Annotated in this window: 20 protein-coding genes and 1 pseudogene; 12 read left to right on the top strand and 9 right to left on the bottom strand. The window is 70.9% G+C overall.

What is annotated here, in order from left to right; translation table 11 throughout:
* Positions 1-11: 11 nt before the first annotated feature.
* Positions 12-1,043, bottom strand: coding sequence for an L-threonine 3-dehydrogenase (gene tdh / locus E1262_RS07550; RefSeq protein WP_132102527.1), 1,032 nt, complete (start codon positions 1,041-1,043; stop codon positions 12-14).
* A 92-nt stretch (positions 1,044-1,135) separates the two neighbouring features.
* Here tdh and E1262_RS07545 point away from each other — a divergent pair, with 92 nt between their 5' ends.
* From E1262_RS07545 to E1262_RS07525, 5 genes are all read left to right on the top strand, one after another.
* Complete coding sequence (locus tag E1262_RS07545) at positions 1,136-1,792, top strand: NAD(P)H-binding protein (protein ID WP_132102526.1); 657 nt, start codon at positions 1,136-1,138, stop codon at positions 1,790-1,792.
* Positions 1,793-1,836: 44 nt separating this feature from the next.
* The gene (gene cysC / locus E1262_RS07540) at positions 1,837-3,132 is read left to right on the top strand and encodes an adenylyl-sulfate kinase (protein WP_203453657.1); all 1,296 of its coding nucleotides are present in this window, start codon (positions 1,837-1,839) and stop codon (positions 3,130-3,132) included.
* A 95-nt stretch (positions 3,133-3,227) separates the two neighbouring features.
* A complete protein-coding gene (locus E1262_RS07535) occupies positions 3,228-4,052 on the top strand; it encodes a hypothetical protein (RefSeq protein ID WP_132102524.1) in 825 nt (274 codons plus the stop codon).
* A gap of 226 nt (positions 4,053-4,278) precedes the next feature.
* The gene (gene fdhA, locus E1262_RS07530; RefSeq protein ID WP_132102523.1) at positions 4,279-5,493 is read left to right on the top strand and encodes a formaldehyde dehydrogenase, glutathione-independent; all 1,215 of its coding nucleotides are present in this window, start codon (positions 4,279-4,281) and stop codon (positions 5,491-5,493) included.
* Between the two features lie 86 nt (positions 5,494-5,579).
* Positions 5,580-5,780 (top strand): hypothetical protein, encoded by a 201-nt coding sequence (locus E1262_RS07525; protein WP_132102522.1) that lies wholly within the window; start codon positions 5,580-5,582, stop codon positions 5,778-5,780.
* 6 nt (positions 5,781-5,786) lie between these two features.
* Here the strand turns inward: E1262_RS07525 and E1262_RS07520 are convergent, their stop codons facing one another.
* Complete coding sequence (locus tag E1262_RS07520; RefSeq protein ID WP_132102521.1) at positions 5,787-6,599, bottom strand: TetR/AcrR family transcriptional regulator; 813 nt, start codon at positions 6,597-6,599, stop codon at positions 5,787-5,789.
* Positions 6,600-6,685: 86 nt separating this feature from the next.
* On the opposite strand from E1262_RS07520, the gene E1262_RS07515 reads away from it, so the two are divergent.
* From E1262_RS07515 to E1262_RS07500, 4 genes are all read left to right on the top strand, one after another.
* The gene (locus E1262_RS07515; RefSeq protein ID WP_132102520.1) at positions 6,686-7,690 is read left to right on the top strand and encodes an ATP-binding cassette domain-containing protein; all 1,005 of its coding nucleotides are present in this window, start codon (positions 6,686-6,688) and stop codon (positions 7,688-7,690) included.
* Complete coding sequence (locus E1262_RS07510) at positions 7,687-8,517, top strand: ABC transporter permease (protein ID WP_132102519.1); 831 nt, start codon at positions 7,687-7,689, stop codon at positions 8,515-8,517. The genes E1262_RS07515 and E1262_RS07510 overlap by 4 nt, the downstream gene beginning before the upstream one ends.
* A 93-nt stretch (positions 8,518-8,610) precedes the next feature.
* Positions 8,611-9,162 carry an arsenate reductase/protein-tyrosine-phosphatase family protein gene (locus tag E1262_RS07505; protein ID WP_132102518.1) on the top strand — a complete coding sequence of 184 codons (552 nt, stop codon included), beginning with the start codon at positions 8,611-8,613 and terminating at the stop codon, positions 9,160-9,162.
* Positions 9,163-9,734: 572 nt separating this feature from the next.
* Positions 9,735-10,064 carry a hypothetical protein gene (locus E1262_RS07500; RefSeq protein WP_203453656.1) on the top strand — a complete coding sequence of 110 codons (330 nt, stop codon included), beginning with the start codon at positions 9,735-9,737 and terminating at the stop codon, positions 10,062-10,064.
* Positions 10,065-10,068: 4 nt separating this feature from the next.
* Here the strand turns inward: E1262_RS07500 and E1262_RS07495 are convergent, their stop codons facing one another.
* The 6 genes and pseudogenes from E1262_RS07495 to E1262_RS32005 form a co-directional block, all read right to left on the bottom strand.
* Complete coding sequence (locus E1262_RS07495) at positions 10,069-11,064, bottom strand: Gfo/Idh/MocA family protein (RefSeq protein ID WP_132102517.1); 996 nt, start codon at positions 11,062-11,064, stop codon at positions 10,069-10,071.
* Positions 11,061-12,065, bottom strand: coding sequence for a Gfo/Idh/MocA family protein (locus tag E1262_RS07490; protein ID WP_132102516.1), 1,005 nt, complete (start codon positions 12,063-12,065; stop codon positions 11,061-11,063). Before E1262_RS07490 ends, E1262_RS07495 begins: the two co-directional genes overlap by 4 nt.
* A complete protein-coding gene (locus tag E1262_RS07485; protein WP_132102515.1) occupies positions 12,062-12,946 on the bottom strand; it encodes a carbohydrate ABC transporter permease in 885 nt (294 codons plus the stop codon). The genes E1262_RS07490 and E1262_RS07485 overlap by 4 nt, the downstream gene beginning before the upstream one ends.
* Before the next feature lie 10 nt (positions 12,947-12,956).
* Positions 12,957-13,928 carry a carbohydrate ABC transporter permease gene (locus E1262_RS07480; RefSeq protein ID WP_203453655.1) on the bottom strand — a complete coding sequence of 324 codons (972 nt, stop codon included), beginning with the start codon at positions 13,926-13,928 and terminating at the stop codon, positions 12,957-12,959.
* A gap of 69 nt (positions 13,929-13,997) precedes the next feature.
* Entirely contained in the window at positions 13,998-15,317 is a 1,320-nt protein-coding gene (locus E1262_RS07475; protein ID WP_132102514.1) for an ABC transporter substrate-binding protein, read from the bottom strand.
* Between the two features lie 93 nt (positions 15,318-15,410).
* Positions 15,411-19,960 (bottom strand): annotated as a pseudogene (locus E1262_RS32005) (3-keto-alpha-glucoside-1,2-lyase-like domain-containing protein).
* A 346-nt stretch (positions 19,961-20,306) separates the two neighbouring features.
* Between E1262_RS32005 and E1262_RS07460 the strand changes: the two are divergent.
* The 3 genes from E1262_RS07460 to trxA all read left to right on the top strand — a co-directional run bounded on the left by E1262_RS07460 (position 20,307) and on the right by trxA (position 22,239).
* Positions 20,307-21,473 carry an ROK family transcriptional regulator gene (locus tag E1262_RS07460; protein ID WP_132102633.1) on the top strand — a complete coding sequence of 389 codons (1,167 nt, stop codon included), beginning with the start codon at positions 20,307-20,309 and terminating at the stop codon, positions 21,471-21,473.
* 71 nt (positions 21,474-21,544) lie between these two features.
* Complete coding sequence (locus tag E1262_RS07455) at positions 21,545-21,919, top strand: MerR family transcriptional regulator (RefSeq protein WP_132102513.1); 375 nt, start codon at positions 21,545-21,547, stop codon at positions 21,917-21,919.
* The gene (trxA, locus tag E1262_RS07450) at positions 21,916-22,239 is read left to right on the top strand and encodes a thioredoxin (RefSeq protein WP_132102512.1); all 324 of its coding nucleotides are present in this window, start codon (positions 21,916-21,918) and stop codon (positions 22,237-22,239) included. Before E1262_RS07455 ends, trxA begins: the two co-directional genes overlap by 4 nt.
* Here trxA and E1262_RS07445 read toward each other — a convergent pair.
* Positions 22,229-23,020: a class I SAM-dependent methyltransferase gene (locus tag E1262_RS07445; RefSeq protein ID WP_132102511.1), complete on the bottom strand. Its 792-nt coding sequence runs from the start codon at positions 23,018-23,020 to the stop codon at positions 22,229-22,231. The genes trxA and E1262_RS07445 overlap by 11 nt on opposite strands.
* Between the last annotated feature and the right edge of the window lie 33 nt (positions 23,021-23,053).

The following is a 23,053-nucleotide window of genomic DNA, read 5'->3' as shown; positions in this document are numbered from 1 at the left end:
GTCCTCCTTCGTTACCGCTGCGCCCACTCGATGATGACCTTGCCACTGTGCCCACTGCCGGACGCCTCGAACGCCGCCTCGTGCTCAGCGCTGGGGAACCGGTGGGTGACGACGCGGGAGATGTCGACGCCCGCGGCGACCAGCACCGACGCCTGGTACCAGGTCTCGTACATCTCCCGGCCGTAGATGCCGCTGATGGTGAGCATGCGCAGCACGATGCGCGACCAGTCGACGCTGCTCTCCTTCGACGGCAGCCCCAGCATCGCGATGCGCCCGCCGTTGGCCATCGACTCGAACATGTCGTGCAGCGCGATCGGGTCGCCGGACATCTCCATGCCGACGTCGAACCCCTCGGCCATGCCCAACTGCTGGCGGACCTCCTCCAGCGTCGTCGACCGCACGTCGACGGTGGTGCCGGCGCCGAGCCGGGCGGCCAGCTCCAGGCGGTACGGGTTGACGTCGGTGATGACGACGTTGCGGGCGCCGGCGTGCTTGGCGACCAGCGCGGCCATGACGCCGATCGGCCCGGCGCCGGCCACCAGCACGTCCTCGCCGTGCACCGGGAACTTCAGCGCGGTGTGGACGGCGTTGCCGAACGGGTCGAAGATCGCGGCGGCGTCGAGGTCGATGCCGTCGGGGTGCCGCCAGAGGTTGCCGGCGGGCATCACGATGAACTCCGCGAACGCGCCGTCGCGGTGCACGCCGATGCCCTCGGTGTTCGGGCACAGGTGCCGCTGCCCGGCCCGGCAGTGCCGGCACCGCTCGCACACGATGTGGCCCTCGCCGCTGACCAGATCGCCCACCTGGACGCCCCGGCTGCCCGGCCCGACCTCGACCACCTCGCCGACGAACTCGTGCCCGACGATCAGCGGCGGGCGGATGTTCGCCTGCGCCCACGGGTCCCAGTTCACGATGTGCAGATCGGTGCCGCAGATGCCGGTGCGCAGGACGCGGACCAGCGCCTCGCCCGCCCCGGCCACCGGCATCGGGACGTCGGCCAGCTCCAGCCCGGCGCCGGGTCCGGCCTTGACCAGTGCTCTCACTCGCGCGAGCGTAACGCACGGTCGCCGGCACACCGCGCTGGTCGGGGACGTCCGCCCACCCGGCGCGACGAGGGTCGGCTAACGTACGCCGAATGCAGGTGGTCATCGCTGGCGGGCACGGCCAGATCGCACTTCGGCTGGAACGGCTGCTCACCCTGCGCGGCGACTCCGCGGTGGGCCTCATCCGCAACCCCGACCAGGCCGGCGACCTCGCGTCTGCCGGTGCCACGGCCGTCGTCATCGACCTGGAGCGGGCCGGCGCCGACGAGCTGGCGAACGAGGTCCGTGGCGCCGACGCCGTCGTGTTCGCGGCCGGCGCGGGGCCAGGCAGCGGCGCGGCTCGCAAGGACACCGTCGACCGCGGCGCGGCGGCGCTGCTGGCCGACGCGGCCGAGCTGGCCGGGGTGCGCCGCTACCTGCTGGTGTCGTCGATGGGCGCGACGACCGAGCCGCCGGCCGACCCCGGCGACGTGTTCCAGGTCTATCTGAAGGCCAAGGGTGACAGCGAGGCCGACCTGCGCCGCCGCGACCTCGACTGGACCGTGCTGCGTCCCGGCAGCCTCACGAACGACCCGGGCACCGGCCGGGTGCGGCTGGCGCCGTCGGTCCCGCGCGGACGCGTCACCCGCGACGACGTGGCCGCGGTGCTCCTGGCGCTCCTGGACGAGCCGGGCACCGCGCGGCTGACGCTCGAGCTGGTCGGCGGCGACGTCCCGGTCGGCGACGCGGTGCGGGCGCTGGCGGGCTGAGACGGGTTCCGGCGGGGTCGCCCGACGGCCCTAAGCTGGGCGCCGTGGCCGCCGAACCGACCCCCGGTCCTGCACTGACCCCCGATCCGATCACGCTCACCACCATCGAGCTCGCGCTGCTCGGCATTGCCGTGCCCGGCGCCGTCGCGCCGCCGCCGGCGGTCGCCGTCGAACTCGACCCGCAGCCCGGCAAGAAGCCCGCGCCGGGCACCGAGCTGACCATCACCGACACCGAGGGCGCGCCGGTCGCTGTCGTCACCGTCGAGTCCGCGACCACGCGCAAGCGCCGGCTGACGGTGAAGGGGACGGTCCGCCGCGCGGCCGCGGCGACCGACGACGGCGAGCCGCGCGGGGCGTACGCGGCACACCGAAAGACGCCGGAGCAGGTGCGGCTGGCCGGAGCCGCGGCCGTCGTGACGCGCGACCCGGTCGACCTGCGCACGCTCGTGGCCGCGACGGCGAAGGCCGGTCAGCCGGTGCTGCTGATCGTGCTGGACGGCCCGCGTGCCGTGCCGGGGCCGGACGCCGCCGACGTCGTCTCGGCGACGCTGACACTGCGCGACCGGCTGCGCCGCGAAGGCCGCCGGGCCGACCTGGTCGTCGTGCCCGCCCCGCAGTACGGCGACGACCGCGACGACGACCTGGCCGAGCGGATCGCCGTCGCTTACGGCGGCACCCGGGTCGTGCCGGCGGAGCCGCCGCCGGCCGAGGCGCTGCGCGACTGGCTCGACGGCACCGCCGCCGAGCCGGCCGACTGGCCGTCGGCGAGCCGGCACGCCTGGCGCCGGTGGCGCCCGCTGCCGCACGAACGCGGGCTGGTGCTGTTGTTCACCGGGCTGTCCGGGTCGGGCAAGTCGACCATCGCGCGGGCGGTCACCGACCGGATCGCGGAGATCGGCACCCGCACCGTCACCCTGCTCGACGGCGACGTCGTCCGGCGCAACCTGTCCGCCGGGCTCGGGTTCTCGAAGGAGGACCGCGACCGCAACGTCGAGCGCATCGGGTTCGTCGCCGCTGAGATCGCCAAGCACGGCGGCATCGCGGTGTGCGCGCCGATCGCGCCGTTCGCCGCCACCCGGGCACGGGTCCGTTCCATGGTGGAGGCGCACGGCGACTTCCTGCTGATCCACATTGCCACCCCGCTGGCGGAGTGCGAGCGGCGCGACCGCAAGGGCCTCTACGCGCGCGCCCGGGCCGGCGAGATCCCCGAGTTCACCGGCATCTCCAGCCCGTACGAGGAGCCCGACGACGCCGACCTCGTCCTCGACACGACCGGCCTGTCGATCATCGCCGCCCGGGACGCCGTCATCACCCTGCTCGACCAGGGCGGGCGGCTCTGACGCCGTCCGGGCAACCATTGCCCTGCTGGTAGGGGGCGTGAGGGCAAGCTTCCGGGCAAGTCTGCGGGCAAGGGTCGCCGCCCAGCCTGGGGCGCATGAGCGTCACGATCACGGGAGCGCGGCGGCAGACCGGGACCGGCGTGGCCGGCCGGCTCAACGACGAGTGGGACCGGCTCCGCGCCGACGGGCGGGCGGGCGCGGTCGCCCGCTGGGCGGCCGCCGAGCCGGCGCTGGCCGGCTGCCGCGACCTCGCCGACGTCGAGGCGACGGTGACCGCCGCGGCCTCGCGGCCGGCCGGAGCCTCGCGGGGCGGCGCAGCCGGGGCCGCCTCGCGGGGTGCGGACGCGGTCCTGCTGGCGCTGCTGCGGCTGGCCCGCGACGGCGATGCGCTGGCCGGGCGGACGGTGCTGCAGCTGATGCTCGGCAAGGCGATCCGGATCGCCGCCGGACACGCGGGCCGGGACAGCCGCGAGAGCATCGAGCAGGCCGCGGTCGCCGCACTGTGGACGGTCATCGCGACCTATCCGACCGAGCGCCGGCCGACGAAGGTGGCGGCGAACATCGCGATGGACACGCTCGGCGTGATCAGCCGCGAGTTGGCGTATTGCCGAACCGAGACACCGGCCGAGCCGGACACGCTGGCGGCGGTCGTCGGGACCGACCCGGCCGACCTGACCGTCGCCGCCGGCGGCGACGTCGACCTCACGGAGCTGCTCGCCTGGGCCGTCGACGCGGGCGCGGTGAGCGCCGGCGACGCCGCGCTGCTGCTGGACATCTACGCGCCCGCACCCGGCCTCGACGGCGGCGCCGCCGCGGCCGAGCGGGCCGGCATCAGCTGGGCCGCCGCCCGGCAGCGGGCCAGCCGGGCGGTCCGCCGGATCACCCTCGCCATCCGCGCCGACGCCCTCGCCACAGCCTGACCGAACCACCCGCCCGCGCTGATTGACGCCTCTTTCCGGCCGGGTCTAGTTTGAGATTCCGGGCGAGCGATCCGCCCACTCCCTGCAGGTGACATCCCTCGTCCGTGCCGTCCGCCCTGGCATCCCAGGTGGCACGGTGACGAGTTCGGACGGCCCCGCCACCGTCGCCGGAAAGGTGGCGTACCACTTCCGCCGCATCCGTCACCATCAGGAGGGAGCAGGGGTCGTGCCAGACAACAGAGCTGTCGTCTATCGGGGCGCTGGCCACGTCGAAGTAGAGGACGTCGCCTACCCGGCGTTCGAGATCCAGGACGGACCCGGGGTGAATCCGGACAACGTGGGGCGCCAGTTGCCGCACGGGGTCATCCTCAAGGTCGTCGCCACCAACATCTGCGGCAGCGACCAGCACATGGTCCGCGGCCGCACCACGGCGCCGGAAGGACTGACGCTCGGTCACGAGATCACCGGCGAGGTGATCGAGACCGGCCGCGACGTCGAGTTCGTCAAGACCGGTGACCTCGTGTCCGTACCCTTCAACATCGCCTGCGGACGTTGTCGCAACTGCAAGGAGGGCAAGACCGGCGTCTGCATGAACGTCAACCCCGAACGCGCCGGGTCGGCGTACGGCTACGTCGACATGGGCGGCTGGGTCGGCGGGCAGGCCGAGTACGTCATGGTTCCCTATGCCGACTGGAACGTGCTGAAGTTCCCCGACAAGGACCAGGCGATGGAGAAGATTCGCGACCTGGCCATGCTCGCGGACATCTTCCCGACGGGGTTCCACGGCTGCGTGACGGCCGGGGTGCAACCCGGCTCGACGGTCTACATCGCCGGAGCGGGCCCGGTCGGCCTGGCCGCGGCGACGTCGGCGTTCCTGCTCGGAGCCGCCGTGGTCATCGTCGCCGACCTGCAGAGGGACCGGCTGGAGCAGGCGCGCAGCTTCGGCTGCGAGACCATCGACGTCTCGCAAGGCGACCCGGCCGAGCAGATCGCGCAGATCGTCGGCGAGCCCGAGGTCGACTGTGCGGTCGACGCGGTCGGCTTCGAGGCGCGCGGACACGGCGGCGAGGCACAGACCGAGCGGCCGGCGACCGTACTCAACACCGTCATGACCGTGACCCGCGCCGGCGGTGGTGTCGGCATCCCCGGCCTGTATGTCACCGGCGACCCGGGGGCCGCCGACGACGCCGCCAAGGAGGGGTCGCTGTCCATCCGGCTCGGTCTGGGCTGGGCGAAGTCGCTGTCCTTCACGACGGGGCAATGCCCGGTCATGCGCTACAACCGCGGGCTGATGATGGCGATCCTGCACGACCGCACGCAGGTCGCCAAGAATGTCAACGCCACGGTGATCCCGCTCGACCAGGCGCCCCAGGGCTACACCGAGTTCGACAAGGGAGCCGCTCGCAAGTACATCCTGGACCCGCACGGAATGCTGGGCTGACAACACATCGGTGCTCGTGTGATACTCGATATGTCCGCAATGTCGCGGTCGGTCCCGCAACGGCACATTGCGAACCTGGTGATCACATGAGCACCGACAACCGTCTCGATCTGGAATTCGCGTACACCAGCTACGGCGACTCCTGCCGCGACCTCTACTCCCTCGCCTACCGTTGCCGGCGGCCGCACGGCCACGACGGCGTGCACGCCGCCGGTTTCGGCGCGAATCGGGTCCGCTGGGAGCACCACCCGCACCACGGGCCCGACGCGCCACCCGTCCACCGCTAGGCCGGTTCACTCACAGTGCGGCTCGTCGGCCCGCGCTGCCAAGTAGCCCGGCATCGCCTTGCCGCCGGTCGCCACGACGACGGCCAGGCCGTCGAGCACGACCTTCAGGCCGAACTCGAACACGTCCTCGTAGCTGAACGTGAACGTGTGCTCGTGCAGCTTGGCCAGCGTCGGGAACCGGCCGGACTCCATCATCTTGACCAGCACCGGCTCCTGGGCGGCCCAGAACTCCTCTTCGGTGATGCCGGTGCGTTGCTCGGCCTGCAGGGAATTGACCTGCGACCGGGCGACGGCGGTCACGAAGCCGTCGACCACTGAGACCATGAGGACCAGCTGCTGGTCGCTCAGCCCGGTCGGCTTGAGCCGCCGGAGCAGCCGGTCCATGCCGGCGATGTTGTTCGGCCCGAGCAGCGGCCGCACCTGGTCGACCTGCGGGTACCAAGGGTGGTCGAGGCACATCTGCCAGATCCCGCGGGCCATCTCTTCCAGCGCCGCGCGCCATCCGACTGCATCGGCGGCGGCGTCGTCCTCGATGACGTCGTCGACCGGCCCGGCGACGTGGTCGAGCATGAGGTCGAGCAACTCGGCCTTTCCCGGCACGTACCGGTAGAGCGACATGGTGCCGACGCCGAGGTGTGCGGCGACGCGGCGCATCGAGAGCGCGGTGAGCCCTTCAGCATCGGCCACCGCGACGGCGGCCTCGACGATGCGCTCGAGCGTGAGACCGGGCCTCGGCCCGCGGGTCGGACGCTGCTGCATCCCCCACAGGAGCTCGAGGCTCTTCGAGACGTCGCCGCCGCCGCTGTAGTCCGTGGTCATCAGGGAGAACACTAGCCCGGGAATGAACTGCGCACGGTGTACGCTTCAATGCGTACGACGTACCCGGTTCGGCGGAAGGAACTTCCTTGAGCACCTCCAGCGACGCGATCATCGCCGAAGGACTGCAGAAGAGATACGGCGAGAAACGCGCTCTCGACGGATTCGACCTGGCCGTTCCGCAGGGCATGGTCTATGGCCTGCTCGGCCCCAACGGCGCGGGCAAGACCACCGCGGTGCGCATCCTGGCCACGCTCGTCCGGCTCGACGGCGGCCGCGCCGAGGTCGCCGGCTTCGACGTCGCCCGCGAGCCGCGCAGGGTTCGCCGGCACATCGGCTTCACCGGCCAGTTCACGGCGGTGGACGAGATCCTGACCGGCCGGCAGAACCTGCGGATGTTCGGCCGGCTGTTCCACCTCGGCCCGGCCCGCGCGGCCGTCCGGGCCGACGAGCTGCTCGAGCAGTTCGACCTCACCGAGGCCGCGGACAAGGGCACCAAGGAGTACAGCGGCGGCATGCGGCGCCGGCTCGACCTCGCCGCGAGCATGATCCTCGCCCCGAAGGTGCTGTTCCTCGATGAGCCGACGACCGGGCTCGACCCGCGCGGGCGCAACGAGGTGTGGACGGCGGTCCGCTCGCTGGTGTCCGGCGGCACCACCGTGCTGCTGACGACGCAGTACCTCGACGAGGCCGACCAGCTGGCCGGGCGGGTCGCCGTCATCGACCACGGCCGGGTGATCGCCGACGACACCCCGGCCGCGCTCAAGCGCCGGGTCGGCGGCGACCAGCTCGAGGTCGTGCTGGAGGAGGCGGTCGACCTGCCGGTGGCGGTGCAGACGGTGGCGCGGGTCGCGGCCGGCGAGCCGGAGGTCGACGAGGAGCATCGCCGGGTCACCGCAGCGGTCGAGCAGCGGGTCACCGCGCTCACCGACGTCGCCCGGCGGTTGCAGGACGAGGGCATCGGCGTCGAGGACATCGGGCTGCGCCGGCCCACACTGGACGAGGTGTTCCTGCGGCTCACCGGGCACAAGGCCGAGCCGGACACCGCCCGCGACGAGGCCGGCACCGAGCAGCGGACGGAGGTCCCCGCATGAGCACGACCACTCTCGACCACGGCCTGGACGTCCCGGAGCGGCGGCTGCACTGGGCGCTGGCCGACGGCTGGACGGTCGCCCGCCGCACGCTCACCCACCTGGTCAGGCAGCCGGCCAACATCGCCTGGCAGCTCGGCTTCCCGATCGTGTCGGTGCTGCTGTTCGGGTACGTGTTCGGCAGCGCGATGAGCGTGCCCGGCGGCGGCGACTACCGCGAGTACCTGATGCCCGGCATGTTCGGCATGACCATGGCCATGGGCTTCATGAACACCGCGTACGCCGTCGTGCTCGACACCACGAAGGGCGTCACCGACCGGTTCCGCTCCATGCCGATGGCGCCGTCGGCCCCGGTCACCGGCCGCGGGCTGGCCGACATCGTCAGCGCCGGCCTGGACCTGCTCGTGTTGGCGGCGACGGCGCTGGTCATCGGCTGGCGCTCGGACGGCGGGTTCTGGGCGACGCTGGCGGCGTTCGGGCTGCTGCTGTGGCTGCGGTTCGCGCTGATCTGGATCGGCATCTGGATCGGCCTGATGACGCCCAACGAAGAGGCGGCCGGCAACCTGTTCGCCGTCGCGTTCCCGTTCGCGATGATCTCCAGCGTGTTCGTGGCGCCGTCACAGATGCCCGACTGGCTGGGCGCCGTCGCGGCGTGGAACCCGGTGTCGTCGACGGTGACGGCGGCGCGCGAGCTGTTCGGCAACCCCGCGGCGCTGGGCGACAGCTGGATCGAGCAGCACGCGATGCTCGGGGCGATCGTCTGGCCGCTGGTGATCACGCTGGTGTTCGTGCCGCTGGCGGTCCGCCGGTTCCAGCGACTGAGCCGGTGACGCTGCGTGAAGAAGCGGCCGCCGCCCCGCGGTGCGAACGGGGCGAAACGGCGGCCGTAGACTGCGTCCGTCGTCGTCGGGACCGGGCACCGGGTGGGGGTCAGCATCGACGTTCTGTTCGTCTGCACGGCCGGCCGCTGCCGCTCGCCCATCGCCGCCGCCATGCTCGACGCCTACGCGCCGCGGGCCGGGTCGCCACTCGTCGGCCGGTCCGGTGCGCTGGTCGGCGCGCACGGCTCGGTGCCGCCAGTCGGCATCACGGTGATGCGCGGGCGCGGGCTGGAGCTCGGCGGGCACCGCAGCCTGCCCGTCACTGCCGCGTCCGTGGCGTCGGCGGCGCTGGTGCTCGGCATGGAGCGCGGGCACGTCCGCGCCATCGTCGACGCGCACCCGGACGCCTGGGTGAAGACGTTCACGCTGAAGGACTTCGTCCGCCGGGCGGAGAAGTCCGCCGTTCGCGGCCGGCACCAGCGCTTCACCGACTGGCTGCAGCATGTCGGCGAGGGCCGTGCCCGCGACGACATCGCCGGCGAGAGCCCCGAGGACGACATCGTCGACCCTTACGGCCAGCGCGCCTCCGTCTGGCGCGAGGTGGTCGACGAACTGGACGATCTCGTGCGCCGGCTGATTCCGAACGTGACGTGACCCCCGCCCCTTTTCGCCCGTCCGCATCGACGTGGGCGCGAAGCGCCACGTCGCGCGGCGCGGGTTCCGGGTCCCCACCCGCAGGGGCTGACGATCGCCGAGCAGACCACGTCACAGTCGGGGGCCGGATGTCACGGGATGGGGCGTCCGGCTGACGGCGCGGCCCCGGGACAGATAGACATATGCGCGCGCCGCAACCGGCCGCGATCCACACCGCTGGCCATCGCCGCAGACCAGAAACGGTTTCGATCAGCGAACCGGCGGCCCGGCCGTTGGCGGCGGCTCTCCCCGCCCTTGTGGACGGAACCGCGGAAGATGCCACGAATGTCCGATTGTCCCCGCGTCTCGTGTCATCCGATGTTTCAACGTGTCACACGTCGCCCGGTGACGGTGCACGACGGGGTGGGAGGTGTCACTCTGGTGACATCTCCTAGAGAGTGCGGAGGGACGGCCATGGCGATCGGGGAGCGCCGAGCGGCCGTCGACCGCGCACCACAGGCCGGCGTGGCGGCCGGTCGGACCAGCCAGGTCCCGGCCGCCACGCCTGATCAACGAAACGGGGAACGAGTCACGTGAGCCAGCCTGCTCAACTCCCGCGCCGCTTCGCCTTGCACCGCCGTTACGACCTCAGCGGCGTCTCCGGCACCGGCATCATCGCCTATGGCACGCAGTACCCCTCCGGCCGCGCGACGCTCGCCTGGTGCTGCTCCGACGTCCAGTCTGTCGGCGTCTACGACGACATCGACGACGTCGAGCGCATCCACGGCCACGGCGGCCTCACCGAGATCCGCTGGATCGACCCGCCGCACGTGCCGGAGCCCACCGTGAGCGCCCACCCCGCCGGTCTGACCGTCCTCGCCGGCCGCGCCCGCTGCGCCACCGCCGCCCAGCACATCGCGTAGATCGCTACGGCGCGGTCAGCATCACCGGTTCACCGTCGGCGGCCGACCGGTAGGCCGCCAACGCCACACGCGTCGCGGCCAGTCCGTCCTCACCGGTGACCGCTGGTCTGCGCCGGTGACGCGCCGCGTCGAGGAACTCCTCGATCATGCCTTGGTTGGCGTCGGACCCCCACATCGGCCAGCCGAGCTGCCCCGGCGATCCACCGTGCACAGTGAGGTGCTGGCTGAAGGCGTCGACGCCGATCACGCCGTGCTCGCCGACCAGGTCGAGGGTGAGCCCGCCCCACGTGGGATAGCCCTCGGGACGGCTCCAACTCGAGTCGATCGTCGCGAACACGCCGTCGGGATAGCTGAGCATCACCAGTCCGCCCGTCTCCACGGCGACGGTGTCGCGGTGGAGCACACGGTTCGTGACGGCGTACACCTCGACGGGATCCTGACCGAGATACCAGCGCAGGATGTCGGCCAGATGGACCGTGTGGTCCATGATGGCGCCGCCGCCGGCCAGCACGGGGTCGGCGAACCAGGCGCCATGCCGGGTCGGCAGCACGCTCTGGTTCGTGCCGGTGCACGCGTAGACCTTGCCGAGCGCACCGCCGGAGAGCAGCGCGGCGGACTCTCGCAGCGGAGGGCTGAACCGCATCGGGAACGCGGTCATCAGCGGTACGCCGGCCCTGGCACAGACCTCCACGATGGCGCGTGCGTCGTCGTCGTTCGTGGCGAGCGGCTTCTCGCAGAGCACGGCGACGCCGGCGGCGGCCGCCTGCTCCACCAGGCGGCGGTGGTGCACCGTCTCCGAACCGACGACAACGGCATCGACCCCCGCATCCAGTAGCTGCTCCGGCGATGAGAACCACGGGACGGCATGCGCGGCCGCCCACCGGGTGCCGCGCTCGGCATCGTCGTCGGTGACACCGGCCACCTCGGCGCCCGCGGCGCGGACGTTGTCCACGTAGGCGTCGACATGCACGTGCGCGGTGGACAGGAACCCGACTCTCATGCGACCTCCTCCACGTTCGCGGGGCGGCCGCTCGCGATCGATCGGCCGACCGCCGTCGCGATCCGCACGGCGGCAAGCGCGTCCTCGGCCGTGACGATCGGCGCCGCCACACCGCGGACGACGTCGAGGAAGTGGCGCAGTTGGGCCGTATAGGGCGACTCGGTGAGCGGGCTGGACGGCAGCGGCATCTCCCCCGGCCGCGTGCGGGCCCGCAGGGTGGGGCGCACCGGCGCGGTGCGGTCGGAGTCGAACTCGAGGACGCCGCTGGAGCCCGCGATCTCCCCTCGGGTGCGAAACGTCGGCGGAGGGTAGGCCCACGACGCCTCGACATGGCTGATCGCACCCGACGAATGCCGCAGGATGGCCAGGACGTGGTCGGTGCGGGCGTCCGGGCGGGCGGCCCGGACGCTGCGTGCCTGCACGCCCGCGACCTCGCCGGCGACCCATCGGGCGTAGTCGAGATCGTGCACCATCAGGTCGAGATGGAGTCCGCCCGAGCGCGCCTCGTCGAGGTACCAGGTGCCCGTCGGCTTCGCCGGCTGGAAGGTCGCCCGCGTCAGCCGGACGACCGCCGGTTCGCCGATCACGCCGGCGTCGACCGCCGCCTTCGCGGCCGCGTACTCGGGGAAGAACCGCACGACGTGAGCGGGCAGCAACGGCACCCCCGCCTCCCGGCACGCCGCGATCATGTCTGCACCCTCGCCCGGCGTTCGAGCCAGTGGCTTCTCGCAGACCACGGCGCACCCGGCGCGGGCCGCGCGGACGGTGATCTCGTGGTGCCGATCGGTGGGTGCGCAGACATCGACGAGATCGACCAGGTCGAGGAGCTCGTCGAGATCGGCGCATGCCTTCATCCCGTACTCCTCGGCCAGACGCACGGGCGGGTGCGTGGGTCCGCCCACGATCGCGGTGAGCCGGGCCTGCGGACAGGCGGCCCAGGCCGCTGCGTGCGTCGAGCCCATGAAGCCCGCCCCGACGATGCCGACTCGCGTCCGGTTCACTTGACCGCTCCCGACGTCAGGCCGCGGACGAACTGCCGCGAGAAGATGATGAACAGGGCCAGCATCGGCAGCGCCGCCAGGGTCAGCACCGCGAGAACGGCGTTCCAGTCGCTGACGAACTGCCCGAGGAAGAGCTGGGTGCCCAGGGTGACCGTGCGGACGCTCTCGCTGGGCGTGAGGATCAACGGGAACCACAGGTCGTTCCAGATCGGCAGCATGGTGTACACGCCGATCGCCGCGAGCCCCGGCCGCACGAGCGGGAGGGCCAGAGAGTACACCCGGTACTCGCTCGCGCCGTCGATCCGGGCCGCGTCCTTCAGGTCGCCGGGCACCTGTTTGAAGAACGCCGTCAGCACGAACACGGCCAGCGGCAACCCCATCGCGGTGTACACCAGGACCAGGCCGGCCAGCGAGTTCACCAGGCCCAGCCGGACCATGAGGTCGAGGATGCCGACCGTCCCGAGCCGGATCGGGATCATGATCCCCACCGCCAGGTAGAGCGAGATGACGGTGATGCCCGCGAAGCGGTACTCGGCCAGGGCGAACGCGGCCATCGATCCGAGCAGCAGCACCAGGAACACCGTGCTGACGGTGACGATGAAGCTGTTGAGGAAGTACAGCTCGAACCTGGCCCGCGTGAACACCGTCTCGAAGCCTGCGAGATCCAGAGTGTCGGGAGTCGGGAAGGCGAACGGCTCCTCGAAGATCGCCTGGCGGGACTTGAACGCGTTCATGACGATCAGCGCGATCGGCCCGCAGGCGACGACGACGTAGGCGAGCAGCACGACATGCGGGACCGCGGCCCCGGCTCGCGCCCGCCATGGCCGGCCCGCACGCGGCGACCGCGCGACACCACGGACCGGGGTGCTCACAGCGCTCACTCTGGGCTCCTCACAGTTGGTAGCTCTCGACGCGCCGCTGCCAGCCGTAGAAGTACAGCAGCACGCCGGCCAGGATGAGAAGGAACATCATGGTGGCGACCGTGGCGCCCATGGTGCTGGATCCCTGCTGGAGCTGGAAGCCGAAGAACGTGCGGAAGAACAACGTCCCCATGATGTCCGAGGCGAAGTCCGGCCCGGCCAGGGCGCCCTTCACGGTGTAGATCAGATCGAAGGCGTTCATGTTGGCGACGTAGGTGACGACGGAGACGATGCCGACGGTGGGCAGGATCAGCGGGAACTTGACCCGCCAGAACGTCGTCCACGCGCCGGCGCCGTCCACCGTCGCCGCCTCGGTGAGCTCGTCGGGAATGCTGATGAGAACGGCGTAGAAGAGAATCATCGGGATGCCGACGTACTGCCACACGGACATCAGCGCGAGCGTCACCAACGCGGTACTCGACTGACCGAGCAGCGGGGTGTCGACGAAACCCCACACCGGGCTGATGATGAGCTGCCAGATGAAGCCGACGATGACGACGCTCAACGTCGTCGGGAGGAACAGCAACGTGCGATAGGTACCTCGTCCTCGCAGCGTGGGCGTGGCCAGCAGCGCCGCGAGCAGTAGGCCGATCGGGTTCTGGACCACGAAGTGCACGGCGAAGAACACCAGGTTGTTCCACACCGCGTTCCAGAACGCGTCGGAGAGCAGGTCGTCGGTGAGCAGGCGGACGAAGTTGTCCAGTCCGACGAACGTCTGGAGGCCGTCGCGGGGAGCGAACATGCTGAGCCGCAGCGAATCGAGCAGCGGGTAGACCATGAAGACCGTGTAGATCGCGGCGGCCGGTGCGATGAAGACGACCAGGTGGGTGGGAAACCGGCGGCGCGGCTTGGCGGCGGGTTCCGCCGACGCGGCCGTGCCGCTCGCGGTGGCGGCCTCGACGCCGATCCCGTCGGGCGGGCCCGTGGTCCGCAGTGGGGTCATGTGTGCTCCTTCGGGAAGTGGGGTGTGGCGCGGGCCGTCCGGCGGCCGCGCCACACCCGCTCCTTCGACCTACTGCTGCTGGGGTTCGTACCAGCGGTCCAGGCCGGCCTGCGCTTGAACCGCGGCCTCCTGCGGCTCGACCGTGCCGTTCAGGACTTGCGCGCTGAGGTCCCACAGCTGGTTCTCGAGGTTGGGCTCGCCACGCGAGAGGATCTGGTAGGAGTTCCGGATGGTCGACTCACACCGATCGCGCCAGCTCAGGAACTCCTGCGCCAGTGGGTCGTCGACCTCGACCTCGTGGTCGGACATCGGGAAGAACCCCGGCAACGCGTTGGCGTAGAGGTCGGCGAACTCGGCCGTGGTCGTCCACTCGAGGAAGGTCCTCGCCTCCTCCGGATGGTCGGTGGCCGCGTTCATGCCGACGCCGATGTCGGTGTGGTCGCTGATGTAGCAGGAGTCCTGGCCCTCCGGCACTGGAGGGGCGAACGCCCCCATCTCGAAGTCCGCCTGCTGGTTGAACAGCGCGATCTCCCACGAGCCGGCCGGGAAGATCGCGCCCCGGCCCAGCGTGAACATGTTCTGCGAGTCGGGGTAGGTCATCGACTGGTAGCCGTCGGGCAGATACTCCGCCCACGAGGCCAGCTCGGTGAAGGCGGCGACGTACTGCTCGTCGTCGAACCGCTCGGTTCCGTCGATCAGGGCCTGCCGGCCTTCCTCGCCGTTCCAGTAGTTCGGGCCGATGTTCTGCAGGCCCATGGTCGCCGCCTCCCACTGGTCCGCGGTGCCCATCACCAACGGGGCGTAGGTGCCGTCGGCGGCGATCGTGTCGAGGAGCTGGTGGAACTGCTCCTCCGTCTCCGGCGGCGTGACACCGAGTTCGTCGAAGATCTCGACGTTGTAGAGGAAGCCGTGGATCACCGATGCCATGGGCACGCAGAACGACTCCGAGCCGTCGTCGGTCGACCAGGCGGCGCGGGCGACGTCGCCGAAGGCCTCCATGCCGGCCAGTTCGGTCAGCGGGGCGAGATGTCCTTCCTCGTAGAGGCGCAGCGAGACGTCGAAGGGGCGACACGTGATCAGGTCGCCCGCCGTCCCTCCGGAGAGCTTGGCGTCGAGCGCGGCGTCGTACTCGTCCGGCGCCGTCGGCTGGAAGGTCACCCGGATGTCCGGGTGCTCCTCGTGGAAGGCGGGCAGGATGACGTCCTCCCAGATCGCGAGGTCGTCGTTACGCCAGCTCTCCATGACGAGCGTGACCTGGCCGCCACCGCCGCCAGTGCCCTCGGTGTCGCCGGCGTCGGTGTCCTGCCGCGGATCGACACTCTCGCCACAGGCGGCGAGCGCCAGGACGACGCCCACAGCCGGAGCCAGCCGGCCGAGTCGGTTCGACATGAGATCTCCCATGATGGTCACGTGCCGGACAGTCCCCGTCCGGCGCGGACCGCCAGGTGGCGGACCGGCGCCGGACGTCGACTGCCAGCGGGTTCAGGACAAGGACCACGACATCCGGTGCGACGCCCCTGGGCGTCCGATGTCGCTGCGTGCGGCCGCGCTGACGATGGCGCCTCGTTCCCGGCCGCTGAGCACGCCGTCGGCCACCAGCTGATCGGTCACGTCCCGGGTGTGCCGTACGAAGGCTCCGTGGTTGACCCACTCGCCGTCGTCGAGGATGAGGTCGTTGACCGTACAGCCGTCGTCGAGCGCGTGGTTGGTCACGCCGCTGTCGATCTCGCCGATCACGACCGTCTCCCGCATGTCCGGGTGCGGGCAGGCGCCCGGATCGCCGTCGCCGATGGTGAACTCCACCGACTGCCAGTCCTCGGCGTTGCCGGCCACGTCCACCGACCGGAACTCGACGGTGTGCGTGCCGGGGGCGGTCACGGTGATCGGTTCGTCGTAGACCGCCGGCTCCTCCTCACCGGCCATCCGGTAGTGCGGCTCGGCGACACCGGAGGTGGCGTCCTGTGCGTCGAGGGTCACCGTCACCGGGCCGGTGTAGACGTCGCCGGCCTGCTCGCCCGCCAGCGACGCCGCGGTGGCGGGGCCCGTCCGGTCGATGAGGAACTCGATCTCCTCGATCCCGGTCTCCACCGGCGGCTCGCCACCGGACGGCGTCACCTCGAAGGTCGACACCATGCCGGCCCAGGTCGTCGGGTCGTCCGGGTCCGGCCGGTTCGAGTGGGGCGTGCAGTACACGTAGTACGTGCCCACCTCGGTCGCTTCGAAGGAGAACGGATCGTCCTCCCAGTCGTCTCCGAGCGGACGAGATGCCAGCACCACACCGTTCTCGTCCGTGACCACGACGTCGTGCGCGTAGCCGGGGACGTACTGGAACTTGACGGTGTCGCCCTGCCGCACGCTGAACTCGGTCTCGCTGAACCCGAAGCCACCGGATCCGACGAGGATCTCCTTCTCGGCCGGCTCGCCGCCGCCGTCACCGGGGACCACCGCCTTGTAGTCGATGTTGTAGACGCCGTCGGCGTCGAACACCACCGGCTCGGTCCAGGTCAGCCACTGGGTCTCGTCCGTCCGCGGCCGCCAGTACAGCTCGGCGTCGGGGTCGTTGGACTCGAGGGTGAGCGTGACCGGCGAGACGTACCAGCCGCCGGCGCCGTCGGGCTCGGCCGGCGCCACCGAGGCGTCGACCGTCAGCTCGTCCTCGATCTCCTTGATCCAGACGTTGCGGAACTCGACGCTCTCGCCGGCGGCCTGGCCGGCCGAGTGGTTCTGCAGGCCGACGTAGCCCTCGAGCCCGCGGCTGCCGTCGCCGGTGTAGGTGGTGACCTCGGTGCCGTTCAGGGTGACGCGGTACTCCTGGCCGATCACCTCGATCTCCATCGTGTTCCACTCGCCGATCGGGTTCGTGGCCAGCGTCTCGGCCGGAGCGAAGTTGTAGATCGCGCCGGTCCGGGTCAGCGGGTTGTCAGTGGCGTCGTAGATCTGGACCTCGTGGCCCTCGTTCACCGGGATCCACGGGTCACCCTGCGGGTCGGGGAAGCGCACGAACACGCCGGCGTTGTCCGTCGGCGCCTGGACCCGGAAGTCCACCCGCATGACGTAGTCCGCGAACGTCCGCTCGTCGTACCAGAGCAGGCCCATGCCACCGTACGGCTCGAGCAGACCGCACTCGTCGATCTCGAAGCCGCCGGGACCGGCCTGGGTCCAGCCATCCAGCGTCTCGCCGTCGAACAACGGCACGAAGCCCGCCGGCGGCGTCTCCGGCTCGGGGCACTGGTCGTCGCCGAGCTCCTTGATCCAGATGTCGCGGAAGAAAACGTTGTCCGACACGCGGTTGTTCTGGATGCCGACGTACCCGGTGGCCAGGTCGCGTCCCGAACCGTCCGGGTTGTGGTACTCGTTGACCAGCACGTCGTTGATCCACACGCGGATCATCGGGTCGTCGACCTCGATCTCCATCTCGTTCCACTCACCAGCGACGGTCGGGAACGACGTCGGCGCCTGGAAGGTGTAGATCGATCCGGTCTTCGAGCTGTCAGCGGCCCCGGGGGAGCCCCCGGTGTCGTCGATCTGGATCTCGTAGCCCTGCCGCACGGCGACCCACGGGTCGTCACCGGGATCCGGGAAGCCGATGAACACGCCGGAGTTGTCGTCCTCCGCCACGGCCTTGAAGTCGAGGTGCAGCCGGTAGGAGTCGAACTCCTCCTCGTGCCACAGCATCCCCAAGCCGGCTGGGTCGCCGACCGACTCGAGGGCGCACGATCCCGCCCGCTCCTCGTCGGGGACGACGGCGAAGCCGCCCGGGCCGGCCTGGTTCCACCCGTCCAGAGTCGCCCCGTCCCACAGCGGCCGGTACCCCTCGTCGACGGCCGGGGCCGCGCACGCGGGGTCCTCCGGGACGCACAGCGAGAAGTCGGAGAAGGTCGCGGTCAGCGGAGTCTCGATCTCGTTCGGGCCGTGCGCGGCGAACAAGCCGAACTCGGGCGCTTCGTACTGCGAGATCGGGGCCGGTCGCCCGACGCTGGTCCACGTCACGCCGTCGCGTGAATACGCCGCCCTCAATTGTCGCCGTCACTGGTCAGCCGCAGATGGAGTGTCAGCGGCGCCGCCGCGACGGTGGCATTGTCGATTCCACCCTGATAACGGATCTCCCCGTTCTCGTGGTAGAGGTACTCGAACCGTCCGTCGGCCGCGCCACTGTACGGCGGGAAGAACGCCGCCTTGGTGAAGTTCTGGTCGTCGTCGTAGATGATGAAGCCGGCTTGGTCATGGTTGACCGAATTCGCTGGGAGCTCGACGGTGACCTCGGCCACCCATCGCCCGTCCGGAACCGGCGTCATGACCAGGTTCTGCGCGGTTGTGTTGATGTTGCCGCTCAGGTGGTTGCTGATCATGTCGCCCTGCAGCATGTCGATCTCGAGCACGCCGTCGACCTGCCGGTACCCGTCCGGGTTCTCCCGCACGATCGTCGACCACAGCTCGCGGTCGAGCTCGGTCCCGGCGAACTCGTCGGTCACGCACTGCCCAGGACCGGGATCGTCGCCGCTCACGTAGTCGACCCGGTACAGGCCGGCGTTCGGGCTGTTCCCGAACGAGCCGCCCTCCAGCACGTACAGCGAGCCGTCCGGGCCGAATTCGCCATCCATCAGACCGGACCAGGTCTGGCCGGGCATGAAGTCGTCGATGGCTACGACGGTCTCGTTCTCGTCCAGCTCGACCGTCTTCACGTGGCCGCGGTGGAAGTCGAGCAGGAACCAGCGTCCGTCGTAGTGCTCCGGGAACTTGGTGTCGGACTGCAGGGCGGCGTCGTAGCGGTACACCGGGCCCGACATCGGCCCGCCGGCGCCGGACCCCATGTTGAGGAACGGCTCGGGGATCGGGTTGATCTCCTGCGCCGGCCAGCCGACCCAGCTCTCGGGCCAGCCCGCCCAGCTTCGCGGGTAGTAGATCGTCGCCGGCGTCACCGGCGGAAGCTGCTCGAGCCCGGTGTTGTTCGGCGAGTCGTTGACCGGGCCGTTCTCGCAGTCGTAGAAGTCACCGAGCGGCTGGTTGGTCGCGTAGTCCCACGGGCGGTACGGGTAGTTGTTCCCGATGCAGTACGGATACCCGAAGTTGGCCGCCTCGGACGTCGCCATGTACTGGTCGAAGCCCCACGGCCCACGCTCGGTCCACTCGCCCAGGCGGTCCGGGCCGTAGTTGCCGATGTGCAGCCGGTCGGTCTCGGGGTCGATCGAGATGCGGAACGGATTCCGGAAGCCCATCGCGTAGATCTCGGGCCGGGTCTTGCCGCCGCCCTCCTCGTCGCCGGTGAACAGGTTGCCGTCCGGGATCGTGTAGGTGCCGTCCGGCTGCGGGGTGATCCGCAGGACCTTCCCGCGCAGGTCGTTCGTGTTGCCCGACGTCCTCCGGTCGTCGTTGTACCAATGCGTTGGGCGGCTGTCGAGCGGCGAGTACTGCTGGTTCAGATCCGGCGGCGACTCGTCACCGGTGCTCAGGTACAGGTTGCCGGCGGAGTCGAACTCCAGATCGCCCGCGACATGGCAGCAGTGCGTCTTGTTGTAGGGCACCTCCAACATGACGATCTCCGATGCGACATCGAGCGCATCGCCCTCGATGATGTACCGGGAGAGGTAATGGGCGTTCTCTTCCCGGCTGGTGTAGTAGACGTACACCCGGCCGTTCGTCTCGAAATCCGGATCCAGGGCCAGTCCCAGAAGGCCGCCCTCCTGGTTCTTCGACCCCTCGAAATCAGGATTCGGCGGCAACGGGTGGTCGTCGAACACGCTCAGCTCCGCCACCACGCTCACCTGCCCCGTGTGCGGGTGATAGACGCGGATGACGCCGTCGCGGCTGGTCATGAAGACGCGGCCGTCGTCGGCGATGTCCATGGACATCGGCTGGGAGATGCCCGGCGCCACCAGCACCTTCTCGAACTCGTCGGCCGCGGACAACTCCGCGAACGTGCTCTCGGTGTCGGCCGGAGCCTCGGCGGCATGTGCGGCGCCCGGCGTGCTGACCAGGACGGAGAGCAGCAGCGCCAGGAACAACAGTAACGATGCGGATCGCTTACCCAACATGGCTTCCTCCGGGGGGAGACCGGTAGTGACCTGAATGAACGCCGTGTTGATCTACTGCGTGGAATTCGTGGGTAGCGCCCTGCAGGTGCCGGCAAGCAGAGCCTCGTTTCGAGCGGCGAGCTGCGGGGATCGCGGTACTCAGACGAGGTACGGGTCAGGCGACCTCCCGAGCGTCGACGGCGGGCAGGGCGGCCCTCCGACGGTGTCGTCAGCGCGCCGCCTAGACTTAGTAAAGAAACTTCCTTCACTATGTGTGAATGATCACTATGTTGGCACGACACGTCGGTGTCAAGGGGGCACAGTGAAACAAACCGGACATGGCAGCGGACCTCAGGTGCTGCGGCTCATGAACTGCGCGGCGGTCCTCAGCGCCATCCGTGCCGCCGGAACGGCGCGCGTGACCGAGCTCGTCCAGGCGACCAGCCTGTCCCGCCCGACGGTCACCGCGGCAGTCTCGACGCTGATGGCCGACGGCTGGGTCGAGGAGACCGAGGCGCCCGACCTCGACCTCCCACGCATGGGGCGGCCGGCGCGCGTGCTGCGCTTCCGCGCCGACGCCTGGCACGTCCTCGGGATCGACGTCGGACCGCACAAGATCTACTGCGCGGTCGCCGACCTCAGCGGCCGGGTCGTCGCCCACGCACGTCGCGATGTCACCGCGGCGAGCACCCATGCCGAGCTGCTCGACCAGGTCGAGGCGACCATGCGAACGGCGCTGGACCAGGTGCCGATCACCGCGGCCGACGTGGCGGCGGTGGGCATCGGCACACCGGGCATCGTCGACGACCGGCGCGGCGCCGTCGTGCAGGCGCCCTCCGTCCCCGGCTGGAGCTCGCTCGAACTCGCCAGCCTGTTCCGCCGCGGCCTCGACTGCCCGGTGCGGGTCGAGAACGACGTCAACCTCGCCGTCATGGCTGAGCGGTGGAACGGCACGGCCGGCGACGCCGAGAACCTGATCCTCGTACAGTGGGGCGCCCGGATCGGTGCCGCCGTGTTGGTGGACGGGCAGTTGCACCGTGGCGCGCACGGCGCGGCCGGCGAGATCGGGTTTCTCGAGCTCGAGGAGGAACCGCAGGGCGTGCAGGCCGACGGGCTCGGCCCGCTGGAGTCCGCCGTCGGGACCGCGTGGATCCTTCGCCGCGCACGCAGCCTCGGCGACGACGAGAGCTCGGACGCCGCCGCCGTCCTCGCCGCTGCCGCCGGCGGCGACCCGCGGGCGCTGCAGGCGGTCGACGAGGCCTGCGCCCGGCTGGCGCGCGGTCTGGCCTCCTTCGTGTCCGCCATCGATCCGGAGCTGGTCGTGATCGGTGGCAGCATCACGCTCGCCGGCGACGTCATCCTGGCCGGTCTGCGGCGGCACCTGGGCAGCCGCACGCTGGTCGAGCCCCGGTTGGAGCTCTCGCGGCTCGGCGACGACGCGGTCGCGCTCGGCGCCGTGCGGCTCGCCCTCGCCGACGCCGAGCGGCGCCTGCTGGACGTCTATGCCACACCGTTGCCCGTCGAGCACCCCTGACGGCGCCTGCCGTCGCGGCGGCACCGGCAGTGTCTTGCCTTGACGCGCGCGTCAAGGATTACCGTCGAGGCATGCGAATCGGCGACCTCGCCCAGCGCGCCGGCACCACCACCCGTGCGCTGCGGTTCTACGAGTCCCAGGGCCTGCTGATGGCGCAGCGCGCCCCGAACGGCTACCGCGAGTACGACGAGGACGACCTGCGGCTGGTCACGGAGGTCCAGACGCTGCAGGGCATCGGGTTCAGCCTCGACGACACCCGCCCGTTCGTCGACTGCCTGCGCTCCGGCCACGAGTCCGGCGACTCCTGCGCGGACTCGATCGAGACCTACCGGCGCAAGCTCGCGGAGGTCGACGGCTACCTGGACCGGCTGACGGCGATCCGAGCCGGCATCCAGGCCAAGCTCCACGACGCCCAGGCGCGGCAGCGGCAGGAGGAGCGGCGATGACGCTCACCGTCACCGACGAGACGTTCGACCGCGACGTGCTCCAGAGCGACATCCCGGTGCTGGTGGACTTCTGGGCCGAGTGGTGCCCGCCGTGCCACATGATCGCCCCGATGCTGGCCGAGTTGGCCGAGGAGCTCGACGGCACCATCGCCATCCGCAAGGTGAACACCGACGAGCACCCCGGTCTGGGCGCCCGCTACCGCATCATGTCGCTGCCCACGCTCATGCTGTTCGTCGACGGTGAGCCGGTGCAGGCGCTGGTCGGAGCCCGGCCGAAGGCCCGGCTGCTCAAGGAGCTGGAGGACGCGCTCAGCCGCTGAGCCACACGCCCCGGACGGCCCAAGCGCGGGCGGTCAGCGCGATGGAGCCGTCCGCCGCCACCGGCAGCCGCGCCCGCACCGCGTCGCGGATCGCCTCCTGCTGGGACGGCGGCAGCGTGGCCAGGTAGCCAGGTGCCGCGCCCTGGCCGCCGAGGAACGGGCGCCAGTAGTCGTCGAACGTCGCGAACAGCGTCGGGATGTCGATGGACCGAACCGCCACGTCGGACAACCCGGCAGCCAGCCACAGGCGGGTCAGCGGCTCGGGCCGGCACAGCGGGAAGCGGGCGCCCTCGTCCAGGCCGGCACCGGCCGGGTCGACGTCCGCCACGGCCGCCCAGAAGTACCGCATGAGCTGCATGCCATCGGCGTAGTCCCACACGTACGCCGCGACGACGGCACCGGGCGCGGCCACCCGGACGAACTCCGCGACGGCGGCCGTCGCGTCCGGCACGAAGTTGATCGCCAGCCCGCTGACGACGGCGTCGGCCGCGCCGGCGGCGACGGGCAGCGCCGCCGCGGAGCCGACCTCGAACGTCGCGCCCGGGACCTGCGCGCGGGCGGTCTCGAGGAATCCGTCCGACGGGTCGATGCCGAGGACGGAGGCCGGCGCGGCCAGCGCGAGCACGGCCTCGGTGAGCGCGCCGGTGCCGCAGCCGACGTCCACCCACCGCGCGCCGGCCGGCACGTCCAGCCAGGGCACGAACGCGGCGGCGACCCGGCGGCTCCATCGCCCGACGTACGCCTCGTAGGCGTCGCCCTCGGCCCAGACGTCCGTTGTCATGTGGCGACGATACGTCCCTCCGGCCCATTAGGG

Origin of the sequence: Jiangella aurantiaca, assembly GCF_004349105.1 — a bacterium.
Taxonomy (GTDB): Bacteria; Actinomycetota; Actinomycetes; order Jiangellales; family Jiangellaceae; genus Jiangella; species Jiangella aurantiaca.
Note: the sequence above shows the minus strand (reverse complement) of the source record. Positions and strands in the feature narration are given on the sequence as shown.

What these genes read in the sequence shown, in the direction of transcription:
- E1262_RS07495 (WP_132102517.1), bottom strand. Translation starts at nt 11,064, where the DNA reads ATGAGAGTCGGGTTCCTGTCCACCGCGCACGTGCATGTCGACGCCTAC.
- E1262_RS07475 (WP_132102514.1), bottom strand. Translation starts at nt 15,317, where the DNA reads ATGTCGAACCGACTCGGCCGGCTGGCTCCGGCTGTGGGCGTCGTCCTG.
- E1262_RS07510 (WP_132102519.1), top strand. Translation starts at nt 7,687, where the DNA reads ATGAGCACGACCACTCTCGACCACGGCCTGGACGTCCCGGAGCGGCGG.
- E1262_RS07520 (WP_132102521.1), bottom strand. Translation starts at nt 6,599, where the DNA reads ATGACCACGGACTACAGCGGCGGCGGCGACGTCTCGAAGAGCCTCGAG.
- E1262_RS07535 (WP_132102524.1), top strand. Translation starts at nt 3,228, where the DNA reads ATGAGCGTCACGATCACGGGAGCGCGGCGGCAGACCGGGACCGGCGTG.
- E1262_RS07455 (WP_132102513.1), top strand. Translation starts at nt 21,545, where the DNA reads ATGCGAATCGGCGACCTCGCCCAGCGCGCCGGCACCACCACCCGTGCG.
- E1262_RS07545 (WP_132102526.1), top strand. Translation starts at nt 1,136, where the DNA reads ATGCAGGTGGTCATCGCTGGCGGGCACGGCCAGATCGCACTTCGGCTG.
- E1262_RS07445 (WP_132102511.1), bottom strand. Translation starts at nt 23,020, where the DNA reads ATGACAACGGACGTCTGGGCCGAGGGCGACGCCTACGAGGCGTACGTC.
- E1262_RS07525 (WP_132102522.1), top strand. Translation starts at nt 5,580, where the DNA reads ATGAGCACCGACAACCGTCTCGATCTGGAATTCGCGTACACCAGCTAC.
- E1262_RS07460 (WP_132102633.1), top strand. Translation starts at nt 20,307, where the DNA reads ATGAACTGCGCGGCGGTCCTCAGCGCCATCCGTGCCGCCGGAACGGCG.
- trxA (WP_132102512.1), top strand. Translation starts at nt 21,916, where the DNA reads ATGACGCTCACCGTCACCGACGAGACGTTCGACCGCGACGTGCTCCAG.
- E1262_RS07480 (WP_203453655.1), bottom strand. Translation starts at nt 13,928, where the DNA reads ATGACCCCACTGCGGACCACGGGCCCGCCCGACGGGATCGGCGTCGAG.